This window comes from Rhizobium sullae, assembly GCF_025200715.1.
Taxonomy (GTDB): Bacteria; Pseudomonadota; Alphaproteobacteria; order Rhizobiales; family Rhizobiaceae; genus Rhizobium; species Rhizobium sullae.
This window is the reverse complement of sequence record NZ_CP104143.1, coordinates 1,066,557-1,092,538: the sequence shown is the minus strand read 5'-3', so window position 1 is coordinate 1,092,538 and position 25,982 is coordinate 1,066,557. Positions and strand designations below refer to the sequence as shown.

Genomic DNA, 25,982 nt, shown 5'->3' with positions numbered 1-25,982 from the left:
ACTAGATAAGTATGGCCGCCGTCAAAACAAGAAAGCGCGAACTATGCCTTTCGGCAAGTGCAGGGCTCGTAGCCGCTTGCGGTGAGCCTGCCGGGCTTCATGCCAATCGCCGCGGGAATGGCATGCACGGCGGCCGCCTTGACCGCCCTCGCCATCTCGATCGCCGCACGCGCGCAGACGGCAGCGTCCTCCGCGGCATTGTGGTGGGAAAAACGCAGGCCGAGATGCTCAGCAATCACGTTCAATCTGTGCGACAGGAACTGTGGCCAGATGCGCTGTGCCATCTTGAGGCTGCAGAGATAGGTGAGTTCCGGATAGGACTGGCGATAAAGATCGAGCGAAGCGCGCCAGACGCTGAAATCGAAGGCGGCATTGTGCGCGATCATCGTCGCGCCCTGAAAATCATCGTGGAACTCGTCCATGACTTCCGGAAATTCCGGCGCATCTTCCACATGCTCAGGCCGGATGCCGTGGATTGCGATATTCATGCCGGAAAAACGCATATCCTTCGGTCGGATCAGCCGCTCCTCGACACGAGTGACCCTGCCCTCCTCGATCCAGGCAAGGCCGACCGAACAGGCGCTGCCGCGCTGCTCATTGGCCGTTTCGAAATCGATGGCGATGGTCTTCAAGGCTGCTCCGCGATTCTGCTGTCCACGACAGGCTTAACCCGCCGGTGCAGCCACGCAAATGCCGCAGGTTGACTTTCCGGAAAGGATCAACGACTTTTTGCGGATGATCGGAACGAGCGTCATTCTTACGACCATGCATATGACCACGACCCATGCAGGGTGCGGGGCAGCATTGGCACGTTAGCCGTCCGATCACTCCCGAAAACCCTGCCGAGGTGAGCAAGGTTTTCGAAGTCTGCTCTCCTCCTTCAAATTCAAGGAGAGCATTTTGAAAGCGCCAGAAAACAATCCATTCGAACGCCCGCCGGCGATGGCAGGCTTGACCATTCGCGCACTGCGCGCCTCCGATATCGAGGCGGTGACGGCGCTCATCAACCTACCCGGCTTCCGCTTCGGCACGCTGCGCCTGCCCTATCAAACCGTCGAGGAAACGCGCAAACGCTTCGAAAACGCCGGCCCCGGCCATGTCAGCCTCGTCGCCGAGTTGAATGGCCAAGTTGTCGGCGACGCAGGCATGACGCGCTATCACGGACGGCGCAGCCATGTGGCAAGCCTCGGCATGGGCGTGCATGACGATTTCGCCGGCAAAGGCATCGGCGGCGCCCTGCTCGCTGAGCTCATCGATACGGCCGACAACTGGCTGAACCTGAAGCGCCTGGAATTGACGGTCTATACCGACAACGCCGCCGCTATCGCGCTCTACCGGAAATTCGGCTTCGAAGAGGAAGGCCTGCTGAAAGCCTTCGCTTTTCGTGCCGGGGATTATGTCGACGCTTACGCGATGGCGCGGGTTCGCCTTTAGCGAATGAGGCTAGCGCTTCAACGACCGATGAGCGCCAGCCACCCGTCCTCGTCCATGGTCTGGACGCCGAGTTCGCGTGCCTTGTCGAGCTTCGAGCCCGCGCCTGGTCCGGCTACGACGATATCGGTGTTCTTGGAGACCGAGCCTGCCACCTTTGCGCCGAGGCTCTCCGCTTTGGCTTTGGCCTCGTCGCGGGTGAACTTCTCCAGCGAGCCGGTGAAGACAACCGTCTTGCCGGCAACCGGACTCCCGGAGGTGACCGGCTGCTCCGCCTCCTGCGGCGTCACTTCCGAAAGCAGAGCCGAGATCACCTCAACGTTGCGCGGCTCCTTGTAGAACTCCACGATGGCGCGAGCGACGATCTCGCCGATTCCTTCGATGGAGTTCAGGTCGTTCCAGGCGTCGCCGGAAAGTGGCGCGGCCTCCTTCATCGCCGAGGCAAAAGCCTCATAAGTGCCGTAGGAGCGCGCCAGCAGCTTTGCCGTTGTCTCGCCGACATGGCGGATGCCGAGCGCGTAGATGAAGCGGTGAAGCGCGATGCTGCGCCGTTCGTTGATCGCCGCATAGAGCTTACCGACGCTGACCTTGCCGAAACCTTCGATATTTTCGAGTTTCGTCAACGAATTCTGCTGTCGCCGCTCCAGCGTGAAGATTTCCGGCGCCGTGCGGATCTTCAGCGCGTCATCCTCGCTTTCGAAGAAGAAGTCGATCTGCTTCGAACCCAGGCCCTCGATGTCAAAGGCGTTGCGCGAGACGAAGTGCTTGAGATGCTCTGTTGCCTGCGCGCGGCACACGAAGCCGCCGGTGCAGCGCGTAACGGAATCGAGCTTTCCCGTCTTCTCGTTTCTTTCGCGCACAGCATGCGAATCGCAGACCGGGCAGCGCTTCGGAAACGCGTAAGGCACCGCGTCCGTCGACCGCTTTTCCAGCACCACATCGAGTACCTGCGGAATGACGTCGCCGGCCCGCTGCACGATCACCGTATCGCCGATCCGGATATCGTGCTCCTCGTCGCGGATGGGCTCGCCGGAATTGCCTAGGCCCTTGATGTAGTCTTCGTTGTGGAGGGTCGCGTTGGTCACCATCACGCCGCCGACAGTGACGGGCGTAAGCCGCGCGACCGGCGTCAACGCGCCGGTGCGGCCGACCTGAATGTCGATGTTTTCGACCGTCGTGAATGCCTGTTCTGCCGGAAACTTGTGAGCGGTCGCCCAGCGCGGGCTGCGCGAGCGGAAGCCGAGGCGCTGCTGGAGTTCAAGGCTGTCAACTTTGTAGACGACACCGTCGATGTCGTAGTCGAGGTCCGGGCGCTTCAGGCCGATCTCGTCGTAGTGGGTGAGAATATCGGCGACGGAATTCAGCCGCTTCATCAGCGGATTGACCGGGAAGCCCCAATCCCTGAAGAGCTGAACCATGTCGAACTGTGTATTGGCCGGCACCTCCGACATCTCGCCCCAGGCATAGGCGAAGAATTTCAGCTTGCGGCTCGCGGTCACCTTCGCATCGAGCTGGCGCAGCGATCCGGCTGCCGTGTTGCGCGGGTTGACGTAGGTCTGCTTTCCCTCGGCCTCCATCTGCTTGTTGAGCGCCATAAAATCGCTCTTCGCCATGTAGACCTCACCGCGTATTTCCACGACGGCGGGAACGCCCTTGGGCAGTTCATTCGGAATTTCCTTGATGGTGCGGATATTGGCCGTGACATTCTCACCCGTCGTGCCGTCGCCGCGCGTTGCGGCCGTGACCAGCCTGCCGTTCTCGTAACGGATCGACATGGAGAGCCCATCGATCTTCGGTTCGGCGGTAAAGGCGATCGACTGGTCCGGCAGGCGCCCCAGGAAGCGATAAACACCGGCGACGAAATCCTGCACATCCTCCTGCGAAAACGTGTTGTCGAGCGACAGCATCGGGCGGGCGTGGACGACCGGCGCAAAGGTGACGGAGGGTGCAGCACCCACCCGGCGCGACGGGCTGTCTTCGCGGATCAGTTCCGGAAACCGCGCCTCGATCGCATCGTTGCGCCGCTTCAGCGCGTCATAGTCCGCGTCCGAAATCTCCGGCTGATCCTTGCCATGATAAAGCGCGTCGTGATGGGCGACCTCTTTCGCCAGCCGCGCAAGCTCGGTGGCGGCATCATCGATCGTCAGGTCTTCAACGGCAACGGACTCGGTCGGCATGTGGGATCACTCCAGAGAATCTGGAGTCGTTTTAGAGCAAAAATCGGCGTTGGGAAGAAGCAGGAAAACCGGAACTCCCTTCTCCCCAGCGGGAGAAGGAGCCCGAAGGGCGGATAAGGGGCGACGAGCGATGCGTTGCAAGATGTCCTGCGCTCCCGCTTCGGCCATTCGCGTCTGGCGACGCGGACCCCCTCATCGCCTCGCTATGCTCGGCTCCCAGTTGGGGAGAAGAGAGGTCAAGCATTCCCTGCCAACAGCCGAGCCGCAGCCGCCCTTGCCTCTTCCGTCACGGAAGCTCCGGCAAGCATGCGGGCGATTTCTTCGGTGCGATCCTTGTGTGCCATTGTCGCGACACGCGTGGCGATCTTCTCGGAGCCGTCGGAGACCGGACCCTTGGAAATGAGCAGATGCGTTGCCGCCCGTGCGGCCACTTGAGGGGCGTGGGTGACGGAGAGCACCTGCACGCGATCGGAAAGCCGTTTCAGGCGCTGACCGATCGCATCGGCAACGGCACCGCCGACGCCGGTATCGATTTCGTCAAAGACGAGCGTCGGCGCCGAGCCGCGATCGGCAAGCGCCACTTTCAAAGCGAGCAGGAAGCGCGAGAGCTCGCCACCCGATGCCACCTTCATGATTGAACCTGGACGCGTGCCGGGGTTGGTCTGAACGTGAAACTCGACGACATCGATGCCTTCGGCCGTTGCGTCTGCCGCATCGGTCGCGATCTCGACCATGAAGCGCGCGCGCTCCAGCTTCAGCGCCGGAAGTTCCGCCATAACCGCGGCAGCCAGCGCTTCGCCTGCATGGTGACGCTTGTCTGAAAGCGAGCGGGCAGCGGCATCGTAATTCGCCTTGGCCGCGCCGACTTCTGCTTCGAGCTTCACCAGTCGCTCCTCGCCGGCATCGAGATCGGCAAGGTCGGTGATCATCCGCACGGCAAGCGCCGGAAGCTCGGTCACAGGCACGGAGTATTTGCGGGACGCGGCGCGGAGTGCGAAGAGACGCTCCTCGACGCGCTCCAATTCCTTCGGATCGTATTCCGTCTTTCGAAGCGCCGCCTCCACTTCCATCTGCGCGTTGGAAAGCTGGTCCAGAGCCGCATCAAGCAGCGCCACGGTGTCTTCCAGCAGTCCGGGCGCCTCGTGGCTCTTTCGCTCCAGGCGGCGCACGAGCGAGGCAATATGCGGCACCGGAGAGGCATTGCCGTTCAGAAACTCGGAGGCTTCGGCGATGTCGCCGGCAATACGCTCCGCCTTCATCATCTTCTGGCGGCGATCAGCAAGCTCCTCCTCTTCGCCGTCCTGCGGCGAGAGCTTTTCCAACTCGTCAACGGAGGACCGGAGATAGTCGGCTTCGCGGGCTGCGTTCTCCACCTTTTCGCGATGCTTTTTCAGCGTCCGCTCTGCGTCGCGCCAGATGCGGTAAAGCTCCGAGACAGAGGTCGCGTCCTCGTTGATGCCGGCGAAGGCATCGAGCAGAAGCCGGTGTGCATGCGTGTCGACGAGCGCGCGGTCATCGTGCTGACCGTGGATTTCGACCAGCATCTGTCCGGCCTGGCGCATGAGTTGCACGCTCACCGGCTGATCGTTGACATAGGCCTTGGTGCGTCCGTCGGCCGATTGCTGCCGCCGGAAGATAAGGTCGCCTTCGTCGTCGATGCTATTCTCGCGCAGAAGTTGGCGGACACCGTGGTCCATCGGCACGTCGAAGACGGCCGTCACTTGCCCCTTGTCCTCGCCGTGACGCACAAGGTCGCCGTCGCCGCGCCCACCGAGCGCCAGCGACAGACTGTCGAGGAGAATGGATTTGCCGGCACCGGTTTCGCCTGTCAGAACCGAGAGCCCGGTTTCGAAGGCAAGATCCAGCCGCTCGATCAGAACGATATCGCGGATCGAAAGCTGGATCAGCATTGCGTGTCAGGCCTCACGAGCCGAGCAGCAGCTTCCTGCCGGCTGCGGAAATCCAGGAGCCCTTGTTCTCCCGGGGTTCTGCACCGCCCGACTGCAGCAGCTTGAAGGAATCGGCGTACCACTGGCTATCCGGATAGTTGTGACCGAGAACAGCGGCTGCTGTCTGCGCCTCTTCCACGATACCCATCGCGTAATAGGCCTCGACGAGGCGCGCCAGCGCTTCTTCGATCTGATTCGTGTTCGGATACTTCTCGACCACGATACGGAAGCGGGAGATGGCTGCAAGATATTCCTTGCGCTCGAGATAGTAACGGCCGACCTGCATTTCCTTGCCGGCGAGCTGGTCACGGGCGTAGCGGATCTTCGCCTGCGCGTCGTCGACATATTCAGAGTCGGGATAGTTGTCGATGACGGCCTGCATGGCTTCGATGGTCTTGGAGGAAGCCCGCTGATCCTGCGTCACGTCGGAAATCTGCTTCGAATAGCTGAGACCGATCAGGTACTGAACGTATGCCGCGTCTTCGGACTTCGGATACTGCGCCATATAGCGGTTGCCTGAAGCGAGAGCATCGTCGATCTTGCCCTGGCGGTACTTCACGAAGGTGCTCATGACGAGAGCCTTGCGCGCCCATTCGGAGAACGGGTTTTCGCGGTCGATCGCGTCGAACTTGCGCGCGGCTTCGACCATGTTGCCTGCCTTCATGTTGGCAAGCGCCTGACTGTAGAGGACGTCCGGCGGATCGTTGTTGACGCCGAGCTTGGTGATGTCGATATCAGGGTCCGATTGGCAACCGGAAACCAAGGCGCCTGCACTCAAAATCACGAGCGATGCGAGCAAAGCGCGCGCTGTCTTCATCATACCTTCAGACCTTGCATAACCCATAAAAGAATCCCAACTGCCGCTACCCCAACCCTGCGGCAGCCACACCTCGCCGGCGTTTCTAGCCACAAATATGTGGCGAGAGCAACGCAATGATGAGCCATTAACGCATTTTTGTGGCAGCAAGCGTCAGAATATCCCGGTTTTTAACTTTAATCGGACCTGTTGCTCCTAAGCATATGTTGGAGAACAGTTATCGGCTTACGGAAGTACTAAAAAAAACCGCCTCCCGAAGGAGGCGGCCCTGGCCTGAAATTTGGTGTGGAGGTCATGCCGACCAGGGGGCGAATCCGGGAGCGTTAACAGCGACGAAATCGCGGGGTGTAACGCGCGGGCGCGCAGCAGAAGTCTCGACAACTTCGTAGGCAGTTGTGTCGCTGAGCAGCGCCTTCAAAGCATTGGCATTCATCTTGTGGCCACCGCGGTAGGAGCGATAGCAGCCGATGAAGGGAGCGCCGGCAAGCGCCAGGTCGCCGACCGCATCGAGCGCCTTGTGACGCACGAACTCGTCCTTTGCGTAGCGCAAGCCTTCGATGTTGATGACGGTATTATCGTCGGAGATGACGACAGAATTTTCAAGCGACGAACCCAGCGCATGACCCGAGGCCCAGAGGCGTTCCACGTCGCGCATGAAGCCGAAGGTGCGTGCGCGCGACAGTTCGGACTTGAAGTTCGCGGCCGTCAGGTTGCCTTCCCATTTCTGGCGTCCGATCAGCGGGCATTCGAAATCAATCTCGACTTCGAAGCGCGTGCCGTCATACGGACGGAATTCGCTCCACGAGCCGCCATGTTCGATGCGAACCGGCTTGGTGATGCGGATATAGCGGCGCTTGATGCCAAGCGAGACGAGGCCAACCTGCTCGATCGCCTCGATAAAGGGCGCAGAACTGCCATCCATGATCGGCATTTCGGCGCCGTGAACCTCGATCACGACGTTGTCGAGGCCGAGTGCATAGAGCGCTGCCATGACATGTTCGATCGTCGCAACCGAATGAACGGAAGAAAAACCGAGGACAGTGCAGAGATCGGTGTTGCCGACCTGGGCGGAGACGGCACGCAGTTCGGTGACGGTGCCGTCTTCATGCATACGATGGAAAACGACGCCGGTATCGACTTCAGCCGGATTGAAAGTGATAGTGACTTCCGCGCCGGAATGGACGCCGGTGCCCGAAAGCGTCACCGGGCGCGAAACCGTCGTCTGGAAGCCAAGCATGCCAATAACCATAAAAATCTGCCTTCATTACCTTTTACGGTCCGTAGCGCCAAAAGCACCGAAATCAAACCGCCAACTTATCTTGCCCACCGCCGAATTGTCGCCATGAAGGCGGCAAGGCACGGTCCCATGACGTCATACATACGTGCGGCAGGGCTCCAATCCAAATCACTGTTCGTTTCGTTTTGTTACGAAACCATCCGCTTGAAATGATTTAGGAATCATCAACTTATATGACGCTTTGAAACAGCAGCGCCCGGGACTGTGATCCCGGGCACATGCGTGGCGATTCTGTGTCCGCTCAATTCGACTGGCGGCGCAGGAACGCAGGAATCTCGAGCTGATCGTCTTCCTGCATCATGCGGGCCTGCGGCACACTGCGGCCCTGGTCGTCGAGATTGCCGCGGCGAGGCGCATAAAGGCTCGCCTCAGGCGAAAGCGGGCGGCGCTGCTGCGAAGCGGCGGCAGGCGCTGCCGTCATCTCGGGAGCAACTTCCTCTTCGCGGCGGCCGAGCGAATTGGTGATTCGCTTCAGCAGACCCATCGGGCCGCGCTCCTCTTGCGCCTGTGCCGCAGCCGGCTGGGCGCGGTGGTCCATCTCGGCCTGAACGACCGGCGGGAAGTCCTCGACCTTCGGCATGCGGACCGGCTGCTGCATGGCAGGTTCTTGGCGAACCGGCTGCTGCTGCATGACCGGCTGAGGCGCCGGCTGGCTCATGACAGGTGCCGGAGCAGGCTGCATCGGGCGAGCAGCCGGAGCCTCTTGAGCGGCTGCGAAGATGCGGCTCTGCGGACGGAACGTGTCTTGAGCAACAGGCTGCTGAAGCGGAGCTGCAGGGCGCGGAGCCGGGATTTCGAGCTCGCGTTCCATTTCGGCTTCCGCCATGCGGATGGTCTGCGCGACCGGATCGGCTGGCTTCGGTGCCTGCATGACTGGCGCAGGCTGAACTGCGGCCGGTGCCGGAGCAACGGCCGCTGAAGGACGGATCATCGGCTTGGCGGCAGGCTGGAAGTTCTTGGCAGCAGCCTCGTTCATCGCACGGTCGATGCCGGTCGCAACGACGGAAACGCGGATGATGCCTTCGAGCGATTCGTCGAAGGTCGCACCGAGGATGATGTTGGCATCCGGATCGACTTCCTCGCGGATGCGGGTCGCAGCCTCGTCGACTTCAAAGAGCGTCAGGTCGCGGCCGCCGGTGATGGAGATCAGCAGGCCCTGAGCGCCCTTCATCGAGGTTTCATCAAGCAGCGGGTTGGCGATTGCAGCTTCGGCAGCCTGCATCGCGCGGCCCTGACCGGATGCTTCGCCGGTGCCCATCATCGCGCGGCCCATTTCGCGCATAACCGAGCGGACGTCGGCGAAGTCGAGGTTGATGAGACCTTCCTTCACCATGAGGTCGGTGATGCAGGCAACGCCCGAATAGAGAACCTGGTCGGCCATCGCGAAAGCGTCGGCGAAGGTCGTCTTGTCGTTTGCGATGCGGAAGAGGTTCTGGTTCGGAATGACGATCAGCGTGTCGACCGACTTCTGCAGTTCCTCGATGCCGGATTCGGCAAGACGCATCCGTCGGCCGCCTTCGAAGTGAAACGGCTTGGTGACGACGCCGACAGTCAGGATGCCCTTGTTGCGGGCGGCCTGTGCCACGACCGGCGCGGCCCCCGTGCCCGTGCCGCCGCCCATGCCGGCGGTGACAAAGCACATATGCGTGCCGTTGAGGTGATCGATGATCTCATCGATGCACTCTTCGGCAGCTGCACGGCCGACTTCCGGCTGCGAACCGGCACCGAGACCCTCGGTGACATTGGCGCCGAGCTGGATGATGCGTTCGGCCTTCGTCATGGTCAGCGCCTGCGCGTCCGTATTGGCAACGACGAAGTCGACGCCCTGGAGACCGGCAGAAATCATGTTGTTGACAGCATTGCCGCCGCCGCCGCCGACACCGAACACGGTGATACGCGGCTTCAGCTCAGTGATATCCGGCTTTTGCAGCTTGATAGTCATGTTACCCGTTCCTTCTCTCTATGGCCGCATCGCCACGCCGGCCAATTCACTCAATTTCAGAAGCTTTCCTTCAGCCACTGGCCCATGCGGGCGATGCGGCTGTTATTACCCCCAAGCGACATGAGCAGGCCGCTCTGTGACGCATGTGTTTCCATGTCCGCGACCTGCGGATAGATCATCAGGCCGACCGCCGTCGAAAAGGCCGGACCCTTGGCTGCCGTCGGCAGGCCCGAGACACCCATCGGACGGCCGATGCGGACGTTGCGCGCAAGAATGCGCCGCGCCACTTCCGCAAGGCCGGTGAGCTGGCTTGCGCCGCCTGTCAGCACGACGCGCTTGCCGACGATCGGGCTGAAGCCTGAACGCTGGATCCGGTCGCGGATCAATTCCATCGTTTCCTCGATGCGTGCACCAACGATGCGCGAAACGAGCGCGCGCGGCACCTGCGTCGGCTGATCGCGCTCGTCTTCGCCGATCGGTGGGATCGAGATGAGCTCGCGTTCGTCGGAGGAGTTCGAGAACGCCGAAGCGTGAACCACCTTCAGGCGCTCTGCGTCTTCGATACGGGTCGAAAGGCCGCGCGCCAGATCGGTCGTGACATGAAGGCCCCCAAGACCGACGGCATCCGTGTGAACGAGCTTGCCTTCGGCAAAGACCGAGATCGTCGTCGCCCCGCCGCCCATATCGATCGCACAGCAGCCGAGTTCGACCTCGTCGTCGACGAGTGCTGCAAGACCGGAAGCATAAGGCGTAGCAACAATGCCCTCGACGGAGAGATGCGCGCGATTGACGCTGAGCTCGAGGTTCTTTAACGCGGCGCGTTCGGCAGTCACGACATGCATGTCGACGCCAAGCTCATCGCCGTACATCGCCAGCGGGTCGCGGATGCCGCGTTCGCCGTCGAGCGAGAAGCCGGTTGCGAGAGAATGCAGCACAGCGCGATCCTGGCGCAGCGACTGCTGGCAGGCTGCGGCAAGCACTTTCTTGAGATCGTTCAGCTCGACTTCCTGGCCGCCGAGATCGATCGTCGCCGTATAGATGTCGCTGCCGAGACGGCCGGCCGTCAGATTGACGATCAGGCTTTCGACGGTCAGGCCCGCCATACGCTCGGCCGCATCGACGGCGAGCCGGATAACGCCTTCGAGCGCATCGAGATCAGCGATGACACCGGTCTTGATGCCGCGGGAGCGCTGGTGGCCGATGCCGATGATTTCGATATCGTGCGTGCGGCCCGGAAGGATTGCGCTCTCTTCGCGAGGCGTCAGGCGGCCGATCATGCAAACGACCTTAGTCGAGCCGATATCGAGCACCGAAACGATGTGCGACCGCTTCGACGAAAGCGGCTTCAGGCGCGGCAATCCGAAATGGGACGAACCGAACAAGCTCATATATTCTGCCCCGCCTTCTTCAAATCCTTGGTCCGCTGATCGAGAACGACCTGCCGGCGCGCAATGGCATCCGGGGTCAGTTGGATCGCAGTCCTGTCCACCAGCCTGAGATCGACGGCTGCGATGTCGCGCGCCAGAAGATCCTGTTCCTTGTTGAATTTCGAGAGCCTGGCGAGCGCCTGATCGACATCCTCGGACGGCAGCTTCACGACCACGCCGTTATCCATATGCAGGTCCCAGCGGCGGCCGGAGACCCAGACGTAAGCTTTGACGCGCGACGTAATGTCGGGCCATTTCGAGAACTCGCCCTCGAGCGAAGCCGCAGCACTTTCTGCATCGCGGCCGACAACGAGCGGCAGCGTCGAAAACTTGTTGTCGCGAAGCGGCGCAATGACGCTGCCATTCCGTTCGATCAGCGAAAGCTCCTGTCCGTGCTGCCAGATCGCATAGGCCTGGCGCTCCTTGAGCTTAACCTCGATCGTCTTCGGATAAATCTTCCGGACCTCGACGCTTTCGACCCAGGGAAGCTTGACGATCTTCCGGCGCGCAGCATCGACATCGAGCGCCACCAGCGACGTCGTTCCGTCTAGGCCAAGGAGTTCAAAGATCTCGATCTCGGAGGTTTCCGAATTGCCGGAAACCTTCACATCCTCGATCGCGAAACCGGCAGCCGTGGTCGCCGCCTGCGCGACCGTTTCCGTATGGCCGCCGAGCGACATGCCGTAGAGACCGGTCGCCGCAAGGAATGCGAGCGCAGAAATCGTCCCGGTATGCGCGGGAATGTGGATACGGCCAGTTCCGAGACTGACGAGGAAGCGCACGACGCGGCGCAGCGGACGCGGGAGAATCATCCGCCCATCGCCCTCAGCAAGAGCGATGCTCGGTTGACGGCTCGGGCGCCCCATCCTTTTAACCGTCAACGAGAACAAGAAGCGTCCTCCACCATCCAACGCAAGAATTCACCAAAGGAATAACCGGCATGGCCGGCCATTTCAGGCACAAGTGAGGTTGGCGTCATGCCCGGCTGAGTATTCACTTCCAGCCAGATAACTTCACCATCTTCGGAGAACCGGTCGTCATAACGGAAGTCGGACCGACTAACCCCGCGACAACCAATTGCTTGATGCGCCCTTAGTGCCAATGTTTGTATTTTTTGGTAAATATTCGGTGAAATTTTCGCCGGGATGACATGTTTTGAGCCGCCGGCAGCGTACTTCGCATCATAGTCATAGAAGTTGTGGCCCTGCGGCACCACTTCGGTCACGCCGAGAGCTTTGTCGCCCATGACGCCGCATGTGAGCTCCCGCCCATAGACATACCGCTCGACGATGACCTCCTCGCCATAGCGCCACTCCGGTGAGCTGATGATCTGCGGCGGATGCGCCTGATCCTCCTGAACGATCACGACACCGAAGCTGGAGCCTTCCCGGACAGGCTTCACGACATAAGGCGGCTTCATCGGGTGCTCGGCCGGAAAGGCGAAACGATTGATGACTTCCGATTGCGCCACAGGAATACCGGCCGCTGCGGCAACCCCCTTGGCCTTGCCCTTGTCCATCGCAAGCGCCGAGGCAAGAACGCCGGAATGCGTATAGGGAATTTCGAGATATTCGAGGATGCCCTGAATGGTGCCATCCTCGCCGAAGGGGCCATGCAACGCATTGAAGGCGGCATCGGGACGAAGCGCCGCGAGCTTCGCGGAAATATCGCGATCGACATCGATCCGCGTAACCTGGAAGCCCTCACCTTCGAGAGCGTCCGCGCAAGCCGTTCCCGAAGACAGGCTCACCGGCCGCTCCGAGGAAAATCCGCCCATCAGGACAGCAACATGCTTGCGACTCATACATACCCCCAAAATAAATCTCAGCCTGATTTTCGAGGCTTGCACCAAGCTTGCCCGCGAATCCGCTTCGCTTCAGACATGGGAGCGATATGACAACATTATGGTTAATGAAGTGTTTACTTTTATTAACCGAAGCCTTTTGGAGAGTTCTCGACCTCTTCCTGGAGTCAGCGGCGCGGAGGAGCTTGCGACTCCAATCAGCACGTTGCGGCAACATGCTGAAGTTCGTTCACAACGTGAAAAAACCCGCACAGATGGTCCGTGCGGGTTTGCTGGATAGACCGTGAAGGCCGCCCTCAGTCGTCCTTGTCGAGCAGTTTCCAGACAAGCCCTCCAAGCGCGCCGCCGACAATCGGCGCCAGCCAGAAAAGCCAAAGCTGCTGCAGAGCCCAACCGCCGACAAAAAGAGCCTGACCAGTCGAACGCGCAGGATTGACGGAGGTGTTCGTCACCGGGATCGAGATCAGGTGGATCAACGTCAGCGCCAGGCCGATCGCAAGCGGTGCGAAGCCCGCAGGTGCCCTGCCATGCGTCGAACCCAGGATGACGATCAGGAAGAACAGCGTCAGCACGACTTCGATGACCAATGCCGAGATCAGTGAATAGCCGCCCGGAGAATGCTCGCCATAACCGTTCGAGGCAAAGCCTCCCAATTCAAAACCGGCCTTGCCGCTCGCAACGAGATAGAGGAGCGCGGCCGCCGCAATGGCGCCGATCACCTGCACGACGATGTAAGGAATGAGGCGTCCCACCGGGAATCGGCCAGCAACAGCAAGGCCTATGGAAACAGCCGGATTGAAATGTCCGCCGGAAATGCCGCCCACGGCGTAAGCCATCGTCAGAACGGTCAGACCGAACGCCAATGAGACACCAGTAAAACCGATACCAAGTTCCGGAAAGGCCGCGGCAAGAACGGCGCTGCCGCATCCGCCGAAGACCAGCCAGAACGTTCCCAAAAACTCTGCAATAAGACTTTTCTGCATATTTTCCTCCTTCGCTCTCAACCAGAGAGAGAACGAAGACGCCGCTTGAAAGCGATTCGCGTCAATGCCTTCAATTTTGGGTAGCGGCCCACACGGCTGGACCATGATGCGCGAGAAGAAATCATTGGGTGCCGGCGTATCGGATTTCATCACTTTCCTGCTCATTCGGCGTTTGCGGAATTGAAATTGCGTATTGAAGGAGTCTGGAACATCTGAGGCTGGCGGCACTGATCAGGTGCTCTCGACGGTCCAAGGGTCACCTTGGCTTCAAGCAGGAGCCGTTCACCGGTTGAAGTGAGTGCTGGATTGCGTCCTGATCGGTCGAACAGCTTGAGACCAAGATCCTCCTCGAGTTTCTTGCAGCCTGAGTGCTGACGGCGCCTTTTGTAAAGCCCGGCCCATAGCAGAGAGCGACCATGTTCGGCGGCAACGAAGGTCTCCAACTGACCCATGAAAGCGGAGATCTATCTATATTCCAGATAGTATCTCACTTGATGCGCACGCAGATAGAATTTACATGTTCAACGCAATAGTGTTCTAAGACCCCTTCGACCCAAGGGTGCTCCTGATAAATCCCGAATGGAATAAAAATGTCTGACGCGATATCTCCCGTATCGCCGACCTCCGCTTCATCGAACATTGCGCAAGTCAATTCCCCGGCGCGCGTTCTGATCGCGAGCCTCGTCGGCACCACGATCGAATTCTTTGATTTCTATGTCTATGCGACGGCAGCCGTCCTGGTCTTCCCGACGCTGTTCTTCCCGAACAACGATCCGACCACCGCCCTTCTCGCTTCCTTTGCCACCTTCTCGATCGCCTTCTTCGCCCGTCCGCTGGGTGCTGTGGTCTTCGGTCATTTCGGCGACAGGATCGGCCGCAAGACGACGCTGGTCGCCGCTCTCCTGACCATGGGTATCTCCACGGTCATCATCGGTCTCCTGCCCTCCTACGAATCGATCGGCGTCGTCGCGCCGCTTCTGCTCGCTCTATGCCGGTTCGGTCAGGGCTTCGGCCTTGGCGGCGAATGGGGTGGTGCCGTTCTGCTTGCAACCGAGAATGCGCCGGAAGGCAAGCGCAGCTGGTACGGCATGTTCCCGCAGCTCGGTGCACCCGTCGGCCTTTTCCTGTCGTCCAGCGTCTTCTGGCTGCTGCTGCATGTCATCTCGCAGGAGGCGCTTCTGAGCTGGGGCTGGCGCGTTCCGTTCATCGCCTCGATCGTACTGATCGTCATTGGCCTCTGGGTTCGCTTGTCGATCACCGAAACGCCTGCCTTTCAGAGGGCGATCGACAAGCATGAGCGCGTTGCCGTGCCGGTCGCGGAGCTCTTCCGCAAGCACAAGCGCAGCCTGTTCCTCGGCACCTTCGTGGCGCTTGCCACTTTCGTGCTCTTCTACATCGGCTCGGCCTATCTGCTATCCTACAACGTCAAGGTCCTGAAGATCCCGTTCCTGGACGCGCTGGAAATCCAGATCGTCGGCTCAGTGGCCTTCGGCATCTTCATCCCGATCGCCGGCAAGCTCGCTGAGCGATTCGGACGCCGCGAAGTGCTGATCCTCACCACGGTCCTGATCGGTATCTTCTCATTCTTCCTGCCTGGCCTGATGGCCGGCGGCGAAGGCAGCATCGTCATTTTTGCCATTGTCGCAATGGCACTCATGGGCATGACATACGGCCTGATCGGCACGGCGCTCGCGGCCCCCTTCCCGACCCCAGTGCGCTACACCGGCTCGTCAATCACCTTCAACCTTGCCGGCATCTTCGGCGCCTCGCTGGCGCCCTACATCGCCACCTGGCTGCAGGCGAACTACGGCATGCTCTATGTCGGCTACTATCTCGGCCTCGCTGCCGTGATCACGCTGATCTGCATCCTGGCATCCGGCCGCGACGACGTCTGATCCGGATTGCTTGTGAAATTCAAAAAAAGCCGCGACGGTTTCCCGTCGCGGCTTTTTGATTTCTATCACGCAGCGTGGCAATTTTCCTGCGAATAGCAGCTACTCGCTTGTCACGCCCTGGAACGGGCGCACCTCGCGCCCTGGCATGAAGACGCCGAGGCGCTTGATTTCCCATTCGAGCTTGATGCCGGAATTTTCGAAGACCTCGCGGCGGACCTGCTCGCCGAGATATTCGAGATCGTAGCCCGTCGCCTGCCCCATGTTGATCATGAAATTGCAGTGAAGCGACGACATCTGCGCGCCGCCGATGACGAGACCGCGGCAGCCCGCTTCGTCGATCAGCTTCCAGGCCGAGTGGCCCTCCGGGTTCTTGAAGGTTGAACCGCCGGTCCTTTCGCGGATCGGCTGCACCGTCTCGCGATGATTGCGCACGGCATCCATCTCGGCGCGGATCTTCGCGCGATCCTCCGGATAGCCCTCGAAAAGCACGGAGGTGAAGATGAGATCGGGCGAAGCCTTGGAATGGCGGTAGGAATATCCCATCTGCGCATTCGACAGCACGACCTTGTTGCCCTTGCGATCGATGGCATTGACCTCGACGAGGCGATCGCGGGTCTCGCTGCCGTTGGCGCCGGCGTTCATGCGCGCCGCACCGCCGATGCTGCCCGGGATGCCGTAGAAGAAATGCAGGCCGCCGATGCCGTTGTCCATCGCCATCGCAGCCACATGCTTGTCCGGGCAGATGGCGCCGGCGAGAATGCGATTCTCACCCGCGAGTTCAACCGAACCGAATCCCTTAGCCGACAGGCGCAGCACAACGCCGGGAATGCCGCCATCGCGTACGAGAATATTCGAACCGACGCCGACGACCGTCAACGGCACGCTCTTCGGAAGAATTTTCAGGAAGGCAATCAGGTCCGCCTCGTCATGCGGCTGGAACATCAGCTCGGCAAGGCCGCCTGCATGGAACCAGGTGACACGGTCCATGGGGGCATCCGGCGTGATGCGGCCGCGGATGTCCTTAACGCCTTCTCCGAGAGTCTCGAGAAGCTTTTCCCCATTCACCTGTTTCATGCAGACTTTCCCGAAAGACCTTCCAGTTGCTTTGGCAGCGCTGCTGCCCAGTAAGTTATATTCCCAGCACCTAACAGAACCACAAAATCGCCGGGCTTTGCAATCTCCGCGACCATTTCCGGCAAAAGCTCCTGGTTGGCAAGGAAACGCGCATCGCGATGACCGCCCGCCTTGATACGCGAAATGAGCGCCTCAGAATCCACGCCTTCGATCGGATCTTCACCCGCGGCATAGACCGGAGCAAGGAAAATGCTGTCTGCATCGTTGAAGCAGGCGGCGAACTCTTCGAACAAGCTGGAAAGGCGTGTGTAGCGATGCGGCTGATGAACGGCGATAACCCTGCCCTTGCAGGCCTCGCGCGCGGCCCGCAGCACGGCCTTGATCTCGACCGGATGATGGCCGTAATCATCAAAGATCTGCACGCTGTTCCATTCGCCGGTCAGCGTGAAGCGCCGCTTGACGCCGCCAAAGGAGGCGAGCCCCTTTGCGATATCTACGCTCGAAATGCCGAGACGATTGGCGACCGCAATCGCCGCCGTCGCATTCGAAATGTTGTGCCGACCAGGCATCGGCATTACGAGATTGTCGAGCCTGATGACTTGCCCCGTGCGCCGGCGGCGGATTTCAACGTCGAAGATCGACCGTGCGCCGTCGATGCGCACATTCATGAAGCGCACGTCGGCCTGCGGATTTTCACCATAGGTAATGACCTTGCGATCCTCAATGCGGCCGACGAGAGCCTGCACCTCCGGATGATCGAGGCACATGACGCCGAAGCCGTAGAAGGGTACGTTCTCGACGAACTGCCGGAAGGCGGTGCGCACGGCGTCGAAATTGCCGTAGTGGTCGAGATGTTCCGGATCGATATTCGTCACGACCGCCACATCGGCGGGAAGCTTCAGGAATGTGCCGTCCGACTCGTCGGCCTCGACGACCATCCACTCGCCCTCGCCCATACGGGCATTCGTGCCGTAGGCATTGATGATGCCACCATTGATGACAGTCGGATCGAGCCCGCCCGCATCGAGCAGCGTGGCGACCAGCGATGTCGTCGTCGTCTTACCATGCGTGCCACCGATGGCGATCGCATTGCGGAATCGCATCAGTTCTGCAAGCATTTCGGCGCGGCGCACCACCGGCAGCAGCTTCTCTCGCGAGGCGACAAGCTCCGGGTTGTTCTTCTTGATTGCGGTCGAGACGACAACGACTTCGGCGTCACCCAGGTTTTCCGCCCTGTGCCCGACGAAGACTTCGATGCCCTTATCGCGCAGGCGCTGCACGTTTGCGCTGTCGGCCTGGTCCGATCCCTGCACGCGGTGGCCGAGATTGTGTAGCACCTCGGCGATGCCGCTCATGCCGATGCCGCCGATGCCGATGAAATGGACAAGGCCTATCGCCTTCGGCATTTTCATGACTGTGTCCCCTTGAACTCTGCAACTGTACGTCCGGCGGCAATAGCCTCAACCATGCCCGCAAGCAAGTTCGCAGCGTCCGGTTTCCCGGCCTGCTTTGCGGCGGCCGCCATGCGGGCGAGCTTTTCCGGGTCGTTCATCACGTGCGCCAGGATCGAAGCGATCTTCTCCGCGGAGAGCTCCGATTGCGGAATGACCTTCGCACCCCCGGTCGCGGCAAGCGCTGCGGCATTCGCTGCCTGATCGTGATCAAGTGCATGCGGATAAGGCACCAGCACGGCAGGACGGCCGATCACCGAAATTTCCGAAACGGTCGAAGCGCCCGAGCGGCAGATCACGAGATGCGCGTTCGCAAGGCGCTGCGCCATGTCGGTGAAGAACGGCGCGATATCTGCTCCCATCTCAAGCTTTGCGATGCAGCCACTCACCATCTCCATATCTTCGGGACGCACCTGCTGGGTGATGCGCAACCGGGCACGCAGTTCGTCGTCGAGCAGGCTGATTGCCGTCGGCATCGCCTTGGAGAAATACTGCGCTCCCTGGCTGCCGCCGAAGACGACGAGATTGAAGGGTTCGCCGGCGTGCGAAGGCCTGTACGGCACCTTCGCCGCTTCGATGATTGCTGGACGCACGGGATTTCCGGTCGTCACGGTCTTTTCCGGATAAGCGCCGCCATTTTCCGGCAGGAACCCGCCGGCGATCGCCTGGACGCGCTGCGCTAGCGCCTTGTTGGCGCGGCCCATCACAGCGTTCTGCTCGTGGATCATCGAGGGCACGCCGAGACGCGTGGCGGCAAGCAACGGCGGAACCGTCGGATATCCGCCGAAACCGACGACGACCGCAGGCTTCAGCTGCTGGATCAGTTTCTTCGCGGCCCGCATTCCGGTCCAGAGCGTCCAGAGCGAGCGCGCGACCGCAACCGGATTCTTCGAGCCGATCGTCGCGGACGGCACGACATGAATCTCCTCCGCCGGGAACTTGCCGGCAAAGCGCTCGGCACGGCTGTCTGTCACGAGATGCACGGAATAACCGCGCGCCTTCAGCTCATATGCCAAAGCCTCTGCTGGAAACACGTGGCCGCCGGTGCCCCCGGCGGCGAGCAGGATGATACCTTTGCTCATCGGCTTTTACTCCGCCGGCATTCCGTGCGGCATGCGGAAGAAGCTCCGCTCCTGTGCCCGTTTTTCCGGGCGATGGCGCGTCAGCGCGAGAATGAAGCCGGCGGTCACGCAGATCGCGACCATGGACGAACCGCCGTAGGAAATCAGCGGCAGCGTCATGCCCTTTGCCGGAAGCAGCTCGAGATTGACGCCGATATTGATGATCGACTGGATGCCCATCTGGAGCACAAGCCCCGCGACGGCAAACCGGTTGAAGTCGTTCTTCTCCTTATATGCGTGCGATAACCCCCTCAAAACAAGGACCGTGAAGAGCAGAACGAGCGCGATGCAGAAGACGATGCCGAATTCCTCGGCGGCGACCGAGAAGATGAAGTCGGTATGCGCGTCCGGGATGATGCGCTTGACGATGCCCTCGCCGGGTCCTTTGCCAAACCAGTCGCCGCGGATGATGGCCTCGCGGGCGGTGTCGATCTGGAACGTGTCGCCCTCGCCGGTCATGAACTTGTCTATTCGCCCCGCCACATGCGGGAAGACGTAATAGGCGCTGAACAAGCCGCCCGCGCCGCAGACGCCGAGCAGGACGATCCATATCCATGGCATGCCCGCCATGAAGAACATGCCGCCCCAAACGGCGGTCGTCAGGATCGTCTGGCCAAGGTCAGGCTGGGCAACGAGCAGTGCCGCGACCATGCCGAAGAGGATGATCGCAAAGAGGTTACCCGGGATTTCCGGCTGACGCGCGTGCTCGGCAAAGAGCCAGGCGCAGACGACCACGAAGGCGGGCTTCATGAATTCCGATGGCTGGACCGAGATACCGGCAAGCGTCACCCAGCGCCGAGAGCCCTTGACCTCGATGCCGAAGAAAAGCGCCAGCACCATCATGGCGAGCGAGATGACAAGCAGCAGGATGGCGGTCCGCCGCACCTGCCGCGGCGTCAGGAAGGAAAGTCCGATCATAACGGCGATCGACGGGATCATGAAAGCCGCGTGCCGCTTCACGAAGTGGAACGGCTCGAGCCCGATGCGCTCGGCAACGGCGGGCGAGGCCGCAAAGGAGAGCATGAAGCCGACGCCCATCAGGAAGATGAACATCGCCAGGAAAAAGCGGTCGATGGTCCAAAACCAATCGGCCAAAGGCCCACGTTCCGCACGGCTCACCATGTCATTTATCTCCTGTTGCCGAACCGATCAGCATGGTCACTCCGTCGAGCGCTGCCACATGGCTGACAAATGCATCGCCCCTGACTTCGAAGTTCTTGTACTGGTCGAAGCTTGCGCAAGCCGGGGATAACATCACCGCGACAGGACCAGTTTCATCTTTTTCCGCGTCGGCCGCGGCATGCGCGACAGCGCGCTCCATCGTCCCCGAAATCTCATAGGGCACGGCCTCGCCGAGCGTCGCGGCAAATTCCGCCGCCGCTTCGCCGATCAGATAGGCCTTGGCGATGTACGGGAAGAACGGCGCAAGCGTCGTGATGCCGCCCGCTTTCGGCAGACCACCGGCGATCCAGTAGATCCGATCGTAACTGGAAAGCGCGGGCGCTGCGGCATCCGCATTCGTCGCCTTCGAATCGTTGACGAAGATGACATTGCCGCGTGTCCCGACCGGCTGCATGCGATGCTTGAGACCGGGGAACGAGGCAAGCCCGGCGCGAATCTCTTCGTCCGAAACGCCCACGGCAAGGCAAGCTGCGGCCGCGGCGGCGGCATTCTGTGCATTGTGGCCGCCGCGCAACGTCTGGATGCCGTCGAGATCGGCAAGCGGTCGAACCGCAGCGGAAGAAGCCTGTATGAGCTTCGTACCCTCAGCAAAGATTCCATCGGCCAGCGGATGGCGGCGTGAAATGCGGACCACCTTCGTTCCAGCTCGCTCGACGCGGTCGGCGATCATTTCGCAATGACTGTCATCGACGCCGACGATGGCGGTACCGCTGCCAGCAACCAGCCGCTCCTTGATGCCGGCATAGTGCTGCATCGTGCCATGTCGATCGAGATGATCAGGCGTCAGGTTGAGCAGAATGCCGGCGGAGGGATTCAGTGTCGGCGCGAGGTCAATCTGGTAGGACGAGCACTCGACGACATAATAGCGTCCGGCCTTCGGAGGATCGAGCGTCAGTACCGCCGTTCCGATGTTGCCACCAAGCTGCGTGTCGCGGCCGCTGGATTTCAGGATATGCGCAATCAGGGCGGTCGTCGTCGATTTGCCATTCGTGCCGGTGATGGCGATGAACGGGCAATCCGGCGCGTGCGCCCGGCGCTCGCGCACGAAGAGTTCGACATCGCCGACGATATCGACACCGGCGGCGCGGGCGAGATCGACCGTCCAATGCGGCTTCGGATGCGTGAGCGGCACGCCCGGTGAGAGCACGAAGAGCGACTGAACGCTCCAATCGACGATTCTGAGGTCCTCGGTATGGATTCCTTCCGCGGCCGCCTTCGTGACGCTGTCTGGATTGTCGTCCCAGGCCGTGACATGGGCGCCGCCCAGGATGAGCGCGCGGGCCGTTGCAAATCCGGACCCACCAAGCCCGAACAGCGTGACCTTCTTTCCTGCAAGCGTCGTGACAGGAATCATGACCGCCTCACCGCAGCTTCAGGGTGGAAAGGCCGAGCATCGCGAGGCCGACGGCGATGATCCAGAAACGGATGACCACCTGGCTTTCGGTCCAGCCCTTCTTCTCGAAATGGTGATGGATCGGCGCCATCAGGAAGACGCGGCGCCCGGTCATCTTGAAGAAACCGACCTGGATGATGACGGAGAGCGTTTCCGCGACGAACAAGCCGCCGATGATCGCCATGACGATCTCGTGCTTGGTGGCGACGGCAACGGTGCCGATCGTGCCGCCAAGCGCCAGCGAACCGGTATCGCCCATGAAGATTGCGGCGGGCGGCGCGTTGAACCAGAGGAAGCCGAGACCCGCACCGATGACTGCGCCGAGAACCACGGCAAGCTCGCCAGTGCCGGGCACGAAATTGATCTGCAGATAGTTCGCGAAAACAGCGTTACCGGCAAGATAGGCGATGATGCCGAAGGAGGCGGCGGCAATCATCACCGGAACGATCGCAAGGCCATCGAGGCCGTCCGTCAGGTTGACGGCGTTGCCAGCCGAAACAATGACAAAGCCGCCGAAGACCACGAACATGATGCCGAGATTGACCAGGAAATCCTTGAAGAACGGGAACGCGACCGAGGAGCCGAAGGTCGAGCCTGCGGTACCGGAGGCAAGCGCGGTGCGCATCATGAAGTAGACGGCGATGCCCGCAATGACGAACTCGATGCCCAGGCGCGCCTTGCCCGAAAAGCCTTTGTCGCTCTGCTTCGTGACCTTGAGATAGTCGTCATAGAAGCCGATCGCACCGAAGCCGAGGGTGACGAGCAGTGTCGCCACCACATAGACGTTGGAAAGGTCGGCCCAGAGCAGCGAGGCGCCGACAATGCCGGCAAGGATCATCAGCCCGCCCATCGTCGGCGTGCCGGCCTTCTTGAAATGCGTCTGCGGCCCGTCGGCGCGGATCGGCTGGCCCTTGCCCTGCCGGATGCGGAGCGAGTTGATGATCATCGGCCCGAAAAGGAAGACGATCAGTGCGGACGTGAAGAGAGAGGCGCCTGTACGGAAGGTAATGTATCTGAACAGGTTCAGAAATTTCAGTTGGTCCGACAGTTCGACTAGCCAAATTAGCATTCAGGGCCCCTTGTTTACCCGGTCAACGTTCGCGTTGCGTGTCTGCAAATGGCGCAAACTTGTCAAGGAGCGCGGCGACAATCTTGCCGAAGCCTATCCCCAAGGACGATTTCACCATCAACACGTCGCCCGGCGCGACCGAGTTCAATACAAATTCCGTGAGTTCTTCTGTCGTCTCGCGGTATTCGACCTGCACGCTGTCGGGAAGCGATTCCTTCAGCGCCAGCATATCCTTGCCCGCAAGCCAGACATGTTCGATGCCGGCCGCAAGAAGCGACCCTGAAAGGTCGGAATGGACCTTTTGCGCGTATTCGCCCATTTCCAGCATGTCGCCGAGCACCGCGATGCGGCGCCCGCGGCCAGCCGGATCGGCTGCGGCAAGCAGCGCGATCGCCGCGCGCATCGAGGCGGGGTTGGCGTTGTAGCTTTCGTCGATCAGCGTGAAGCTGCCGTTGCCGATCGACAACTTGTGGCGGCGGCCCCTGCCCTTTTCGGGCTGCAGGGTGGCCAGCGCTGCGATCGCCTTGTCGAGGTCCGCATTGACGAGCGTCACAATGCCGAGAGCGGCCAGCGCGTTTTCCGCGATATGCCGCCCGGGCGCGCCGATCGCCACCTCGAACGTGTCGCCGTCGATCGTTAGCCAGAGTGCCGAGCTTTCGTCCGAGCCGTTGAATTCCGCAAGGCGGAACTCGGCCTTCGCGTGCTGGCCGAAGGAATGGATGTTCTCGATGTCGAGCGACTGCGCTGTCCGTTCGAGGAAATTGTACTGGTCGCTGTCTCGATTGAGCACGGCATGCCCGCCGCGCACCAGGCCTTCGAAAACCTCCGCCTTCGCCGCGGCGATTTCCTTGATGCTCTTGAAATTGCCGAGATGCGCCGGAGCGATGGTCGTGACGACGGCGACATGCGGCCGGATCATCTCAACCAGCGGACGGATTTCGCCCGGATGGTTCATGCCGACTTCGAAGACGCCGAAATGCGTATCGAGGGGCATCCGCGCGAGCGTCAGCGGCACGCCCCAGTGGTTGTTGAAGGAGGCGACAGAGGCGTGCACCTTGCCGGATGGCGAAAGAACGTGGCGAAGCATTTCCTTCGTCGTCGTCTTGCCGACCGAGCCGGTCACCGCGATGATCTGCGCCCGTGAACGCTGACGCGAGGCGACGGCAAGCCGGCCGAGTGCTGCCAGCACATCGTCGACGACGATCATCGGAACGGTCAAACGGCCGAGCCCCGGAAGGCGGGCTTCGCTGACGACGAGAAGTGCGGCGCCATTGGCCATCGCCATCGAGGCGAAGTCATGGCCGTCGACCCGGTCGCCTTTGATGGCGAAGAAGGCCTCGCCCGGCGTGATCGAGCGGCTGTCTATGGAAATGCCGGTGATGCCTTCAGGAAGCGTGCCGAACGGGCGGCCCGTCATCGCGGCAACCATGTCATCGGTGGTCCAGAGCCAGTTCACGATTTCAGCTCCTCCAAAGCTTCGCGCACTTCGGCATGATCCGAGAACGGCAGCGTCACGCTCCCGATGGTCTGCCCTTCCTCATGCCCCTTGCCAGCGACGATCAACGTATCGCCGGATTTCAGCATGGCGACGGCCTCGTAGATCGCCTGCGAACGATCGCCGATTTCGAGGGCACAGGGTGCAGCCGCCATGATCTCCGCGCGAATCGAAGCCGGCTCCTCCGAGCGCGGATTGTCGTCCGTGACGATCACTACGTCAGCCAGGCGGCAGGCGATCTCGCCCATGATCGGACGCTTGCCTCGGTCGCGGTCGCCGCCGCAGCCGAAGACGACGATCACGTGCCCGGTCGTAAAAGGGCGCACCGAATTCAGTACATTCTCCAGCGCATCCGGCTTGTGGGCGTAGTCGACATAGGCAAGCGCACCATCCTTCGTATGCCCGACGAGCTCGAGACGGCCCGAGGCGCCCTGCAGCTTTTCGAGGGCGGCCATCGCGATCTTGGCCGGAACGCCGGTGGACATGGCAAGCGCCGCGGCAACCAGCGCATTGGCGACCTGGAAATCGCCGGCAAGTGGAATATCGACCTCGAAAATTTCGTCATAGATATGCACTTCGGCGACCTGCTTGTGGCGGAAGTGCTCAACCCGCTTGAGCGTCAGATAATCGCCTTTGCGGCCCACGGTACGGACATCATGGCCCGCATCCTTCGCCGCCTTGATCGCCTGCGCGGACCAGGCATCGTCGGCGAAGATGACGGCGGGCGAACCTTTCGGCAGCAGCGTTTCGAAAAGCCGCATCTTGGCGGCCATGTAGCTTTCGACCGTGGGGTGATAATCCATGTGATCGCGGCCGAGATTGGTGAAGGCTGCAGCCGAAAGCTTCACGCCATCCAGCCGGCACTGGTCGAGACCATGGCTCGACGCCTCCATCGAAGCATGCGTCACGCCCTCGTCGGCAAGATCAGCCAGCAGCTTGTGGAGCGAAACCGGATCGGGCGTCGTCAGCGAACCATATTCATTGCGCGTCGGCGAAACGACGCCGGTCGTGCCGATCATCGCCGCCGGATGTCCGGCATAGGCCCAGATCTGGCGCGTGAAGGAAGCAACAGAGGTTTTGCCCGCCGTGCCGGTTACGGCAACCATCGTCTCCGGCTGCCTGCCATAGAAATGCGATGCGGCGACGGAAAGAAAACGGCGCGGTTCCTTGACCGCCAGGACGGGAATAGAAGCCTCGACGGCCTGGGCCGACACGGCAAGGGCTGCGCCATGCTTGGCGGCATCGGCGATGTAGCCCGCGCCGTCCGCCTTAGAGCCGGCCACGGCAACGAATGCCATTCCTGCTTCGATCTTGCGGCTATCGGCGGAAAGCCCGGAAATTTCCAGTCCTCCGACCGGCCCTTCGAGTTGCTCCTTGATTTCCGGAAATGCGCTTCCGGCAATGTCCCGCAGTTTCATCGAATGTCTTTTCTCTCTCACGCCGCCCACCCCACGCGAATCGGCGCTTTTATTCAT

20 protein-coding genes and 1 pseudogene are annotated in these 25,982 nt (G+C 61.1%); 2 read left to right on the top strand and 19 right to left on the bottom strand.

The genetic code is table 11. The features are described from left to right. Window positions 1-41 precede the first annotated feature (41 nt). Window positions 42-632: a 3'-5' exonuclease gene (locus N2599_RS05400; protein ID WP_027508749.1), complete on the bottom strand. Its 591-nt coding sequence runs from the start codon at window positions 630-632 to the stop codon at window positions 42-44. A 265-nt stretch (window positions 633-897) separates the two neighbouring features. On the opposite strand from N2599_RS05400, the gene N2599_RS05395 reads away from it, so the two are divergent. Further along, on the top strand, window positions 898-1,434 hold the full coding sequence (locus N2599_RS05395) for a GNAT family N-acetyltransferase (RefSeq protein ID WP_027508748.1): 537 nt from the start codon (window positions 898-900) through the stop codon (window positions 1,432-1,434). A gap of 17 nt (window positions 1,435-1,451) precedes the next feature. Here N2599_RS05395 and ligA read toward each other — a convergent pair whose 3' ends face one another. The 10 genes and pseudogenes from ligA to N2599_RS37785 form a co-directional block, all read right to left on the bottom strand. Then, window positions 1,452-3,608: an NAD-dependent DNA ligase LigA gene (gene ligA, locus N2599_RS05390; protein WP_027508747.1), complete on the bottom strand. Its 2,157-nt coding sequence runs from the start codon at window positions 3,606-3,608 to the stop codon at window positions 1,452-1,454. A gap of 236 nt (window positions 3,609-3,844) precedes the next feature. Next, window positions 3,845-5,518 (bottom strand): DNA repair protein RecN, encoded by a 1,674-nt coding sequence (recN, locus tag N2599_RS05385; protein ID WP_027508746.1) that lies wholly within the window; start codon window positions 5,516-5,518, stop codon window positions 3,845-3,847. Between the two features lie 13 nt (window positions 5,519-5,531). After that, window positions 5,532-6,401, bottom strand: coding sequence for an outer membrane protein assembly factor BamD (locus N2599_RS05380; protein ID WP_027508745.1), 870 nt, complete (start codon window positions 6,399-6,401; stop codon window positions 5,532-5,534). A 265-nt stretch (window positions 6,402-6,666) separates the two neighbouring features. Next, the gene (gene lpxC / locus N2599_RS05375; protein ID WP_027508744.1) at window positions 6,667-7,623 is read right to left on the bottom strand and encodes a UDP-3-O-acyl-N-acetylglucosamine deacetylase; all 957 of its coding nucleotides are present in this window, start codon (window positions 7,621-7,623) and stop codon (window positions 6,667-6,669) included. Window positions 7,624-7,912: 289 nt separating this feature from the next. Then, entirely contained in the window at window positions 7,913-9,613 is a 1,701-nt protein-coding gene (gene ftsZ / locus N2599_RS05370) for a cell division protein FtsZ (protein ID WP_027508743.1), read from the bottom strand. A 56-nt stretch (window positions 9,614-9,669) separates the two neighbouring features. Then, window positions 9,670-11,001: a cell division protein FtsA gene (ftsA, locus tag N2599_RS05365; protein WP_027508742.1), complete on the bottom strand. Its 1,332-nt coding sequence runs from the start codon at window positions 10,999-11,001 to the stop codon at window positions 9,670-9,672. Then, on the bottom strand, window positions 10,998-11,930 hold the full coding sequence (locus N2599_RS05360) for a cell division protein FtsQ/DivIB (protein ID WP_027508741.1): 933 nt from the start codon (window positions 11,928-11,930) through the stop codon (window positions 10,998-11,000). The genes ftsA and N2599_RS05360 overlap by 4 nt, the downstream gene beginning before the upstream one ends. Then, window positions 11,918-12,844: a D-alanine--D-alanine ligase gene (locus N2599_RS05355; protein WP_027508740.1), complete on the bottom strand. Its 927-nt coding sequence runs from the start codon at window positions 12,842-12,844 to the stop codon at window positions 11,918-11,920. Before N2599_RS05355 ends, N2599_RS05360 begins: the two co-directional genes overlap by 13 nt. A gap of 296 nt (window positions 12,845-13,140) precedes the next feature. After that, a complete protein-coding gene (gene aqpZ / locus N2599_RS05350; RefSeq protein WP_027508739.1) occupies window positions 13,141-13,827 on the bottom strand; it encodes an aquaporin Z in 687 nt (228 codons plus the stop codon). Between the two features lie 217 nt (window positions 13,828-14,044). Then, window positions 14,045-14,180: pseudogene (locus N2599_RS37785) on the bottom strand (LysR family transcriptional regulator); the annotation flags it as partial. A gap of 237 nt (window positions 14,181-14,417) precedes the next feature. Between N2599_RS37785 and N2599_RS05345 the strand changes: the two are divergent. Then, on the top strand, window positions 14,418-15,722 hold the full coding sequence (locus tag N2599_RS05345) for an MFS transporter (RefSeq protein WP_027508737.1): 1,305 nt from the start codon (window positions 14,418-14,420) through the stop codon (window positions 15,720-15,722). Between the two features lie 99 nt (window positions 15,723-15,821). Here the strand turns inward: N2599_RS05345 and murB are convergent, their stop codons facing one another. Genes murB through N2599_RS05305 form a run of 8 tightly spaced genes read right to left on the bottom strand, consistent with a single transcriptional unit; the run spans window position 15,822 to window position 25,982 of the window. Then, a complete protein-coding gene (gene murB / locus N2599_RS05340) occupies window positions 15,822-16,796 on the bottom strand; it encodes a UDP-N-acetylmuramate dehydrogenase (RefSeq protein ID WP_027508736.1) in 975 nt (324 codons plus the stop codon). After that, window positions 16,793-18,208 (bottom strand): UDP-N-acetylmuramate--L-alanine ligase, encoded by a 1,416-nt coding sequence (murC, locus tag N2599_RS05335; RefSeq protein WP_027508735.1) that lies wholly within the window; start codon window positions 18,206-18,208, stop codon window positions 16,793-16,795. Before murC ends, murB begins: the two co-directional genes overlap by 4 nt. Further along, window positions 18,205-19,329, bottom strand: a complete 1,125-nt coding sequence (gene murG, locus N2599_RS05330; protein WP_027508734.1) for an undecaprenyldiphospho-muramoylpentapeptide beta-N-acetylglucosaminyltransferase — start codon at window positions 19,327-19,329, stop codon at window positions 18,205-18,207. The genes murC and murG overlap by 4 nt, the downstream gene beginning before the upstream one ends. Window positions 19,330-19,335: 6 nt before the next feature. After that, window positions 19,336-20,490 carry a putative lipid II flippase FtsW gene (gene ftsW, locus N2599_RS05325; RefSeq protein ID WP_027508733.1) on the bottom strand — a complete coding sequence of 385 codons (1,155 nt, stop codon included), beginning with the start codon at window positions 20,488-20,490 and terminating at the stop codon, window positions 19,336-19,338. Window position 20,491: 1 nt separating this feature from the next. Further along, window positions 20,492-21,904, bottom strand: a complete 1,413-nt coding sequence (gene murD, locus N2599_RS05320) for a UDP-N-acetylmuramoyl-L-alanine--D-glutamate ligase (protein WP_027508732.1) — start codon at window positions 21,902-21,904, stop codon at window positions 20,492-20,494. A 7-nt stretch (window positions 21,905-21,911) separates the two neighbouring features. Continuing rightward, a complete protein-coding gene (mraY, locus tag N2599_RS05315) occupies window positions 21,912-23,012 on the bottom strand; it encodes a phospho-N-acetylmuramoyl-pentapeptide-transferase (RefSeq protein ID WP_027508731.1) in 1,101 nt (366 codons plus the stop codon). A 22-nt stretch (window positions 23,013-23,034) separates the two neighbouring features. Beyond that, window positions 23,035-24,468 carry a UDP-N-acetylmuramoylalanyl-D-glutamyl-2,6-diaminopimelate--D-alanyl-D-alanine ligase gene (locus N2599_RS05310; protein WP_027508730.1) on the bottom strand — a complete coding sequence of 478 codons (1,434 nt, stop codon included), beginning with the start codon at window positions 24,466-24,468 and terminating at the stop codon, window positions 23,035-23,037. Then, window positions 24,465-25,982 carry a UDP-N-acetylmuramoyl-L-alanyl-D-glutamate--2,6-diaminopimelate ligase gene (locus tag N2599_RS05305; protein ID WP_027508729.1) on the bottom strand — a complete coding sequence of 506 codons (1,518 nt, stop codon included), beginning with the start codon at window positions 25,980-25,982 and terminating at the stop codon, window positions 24,465-24,467. The genes N2599_RS05310 and N2599_RS05305 overlap by 4 nt, the downstream gene beginning before the upstream one ends.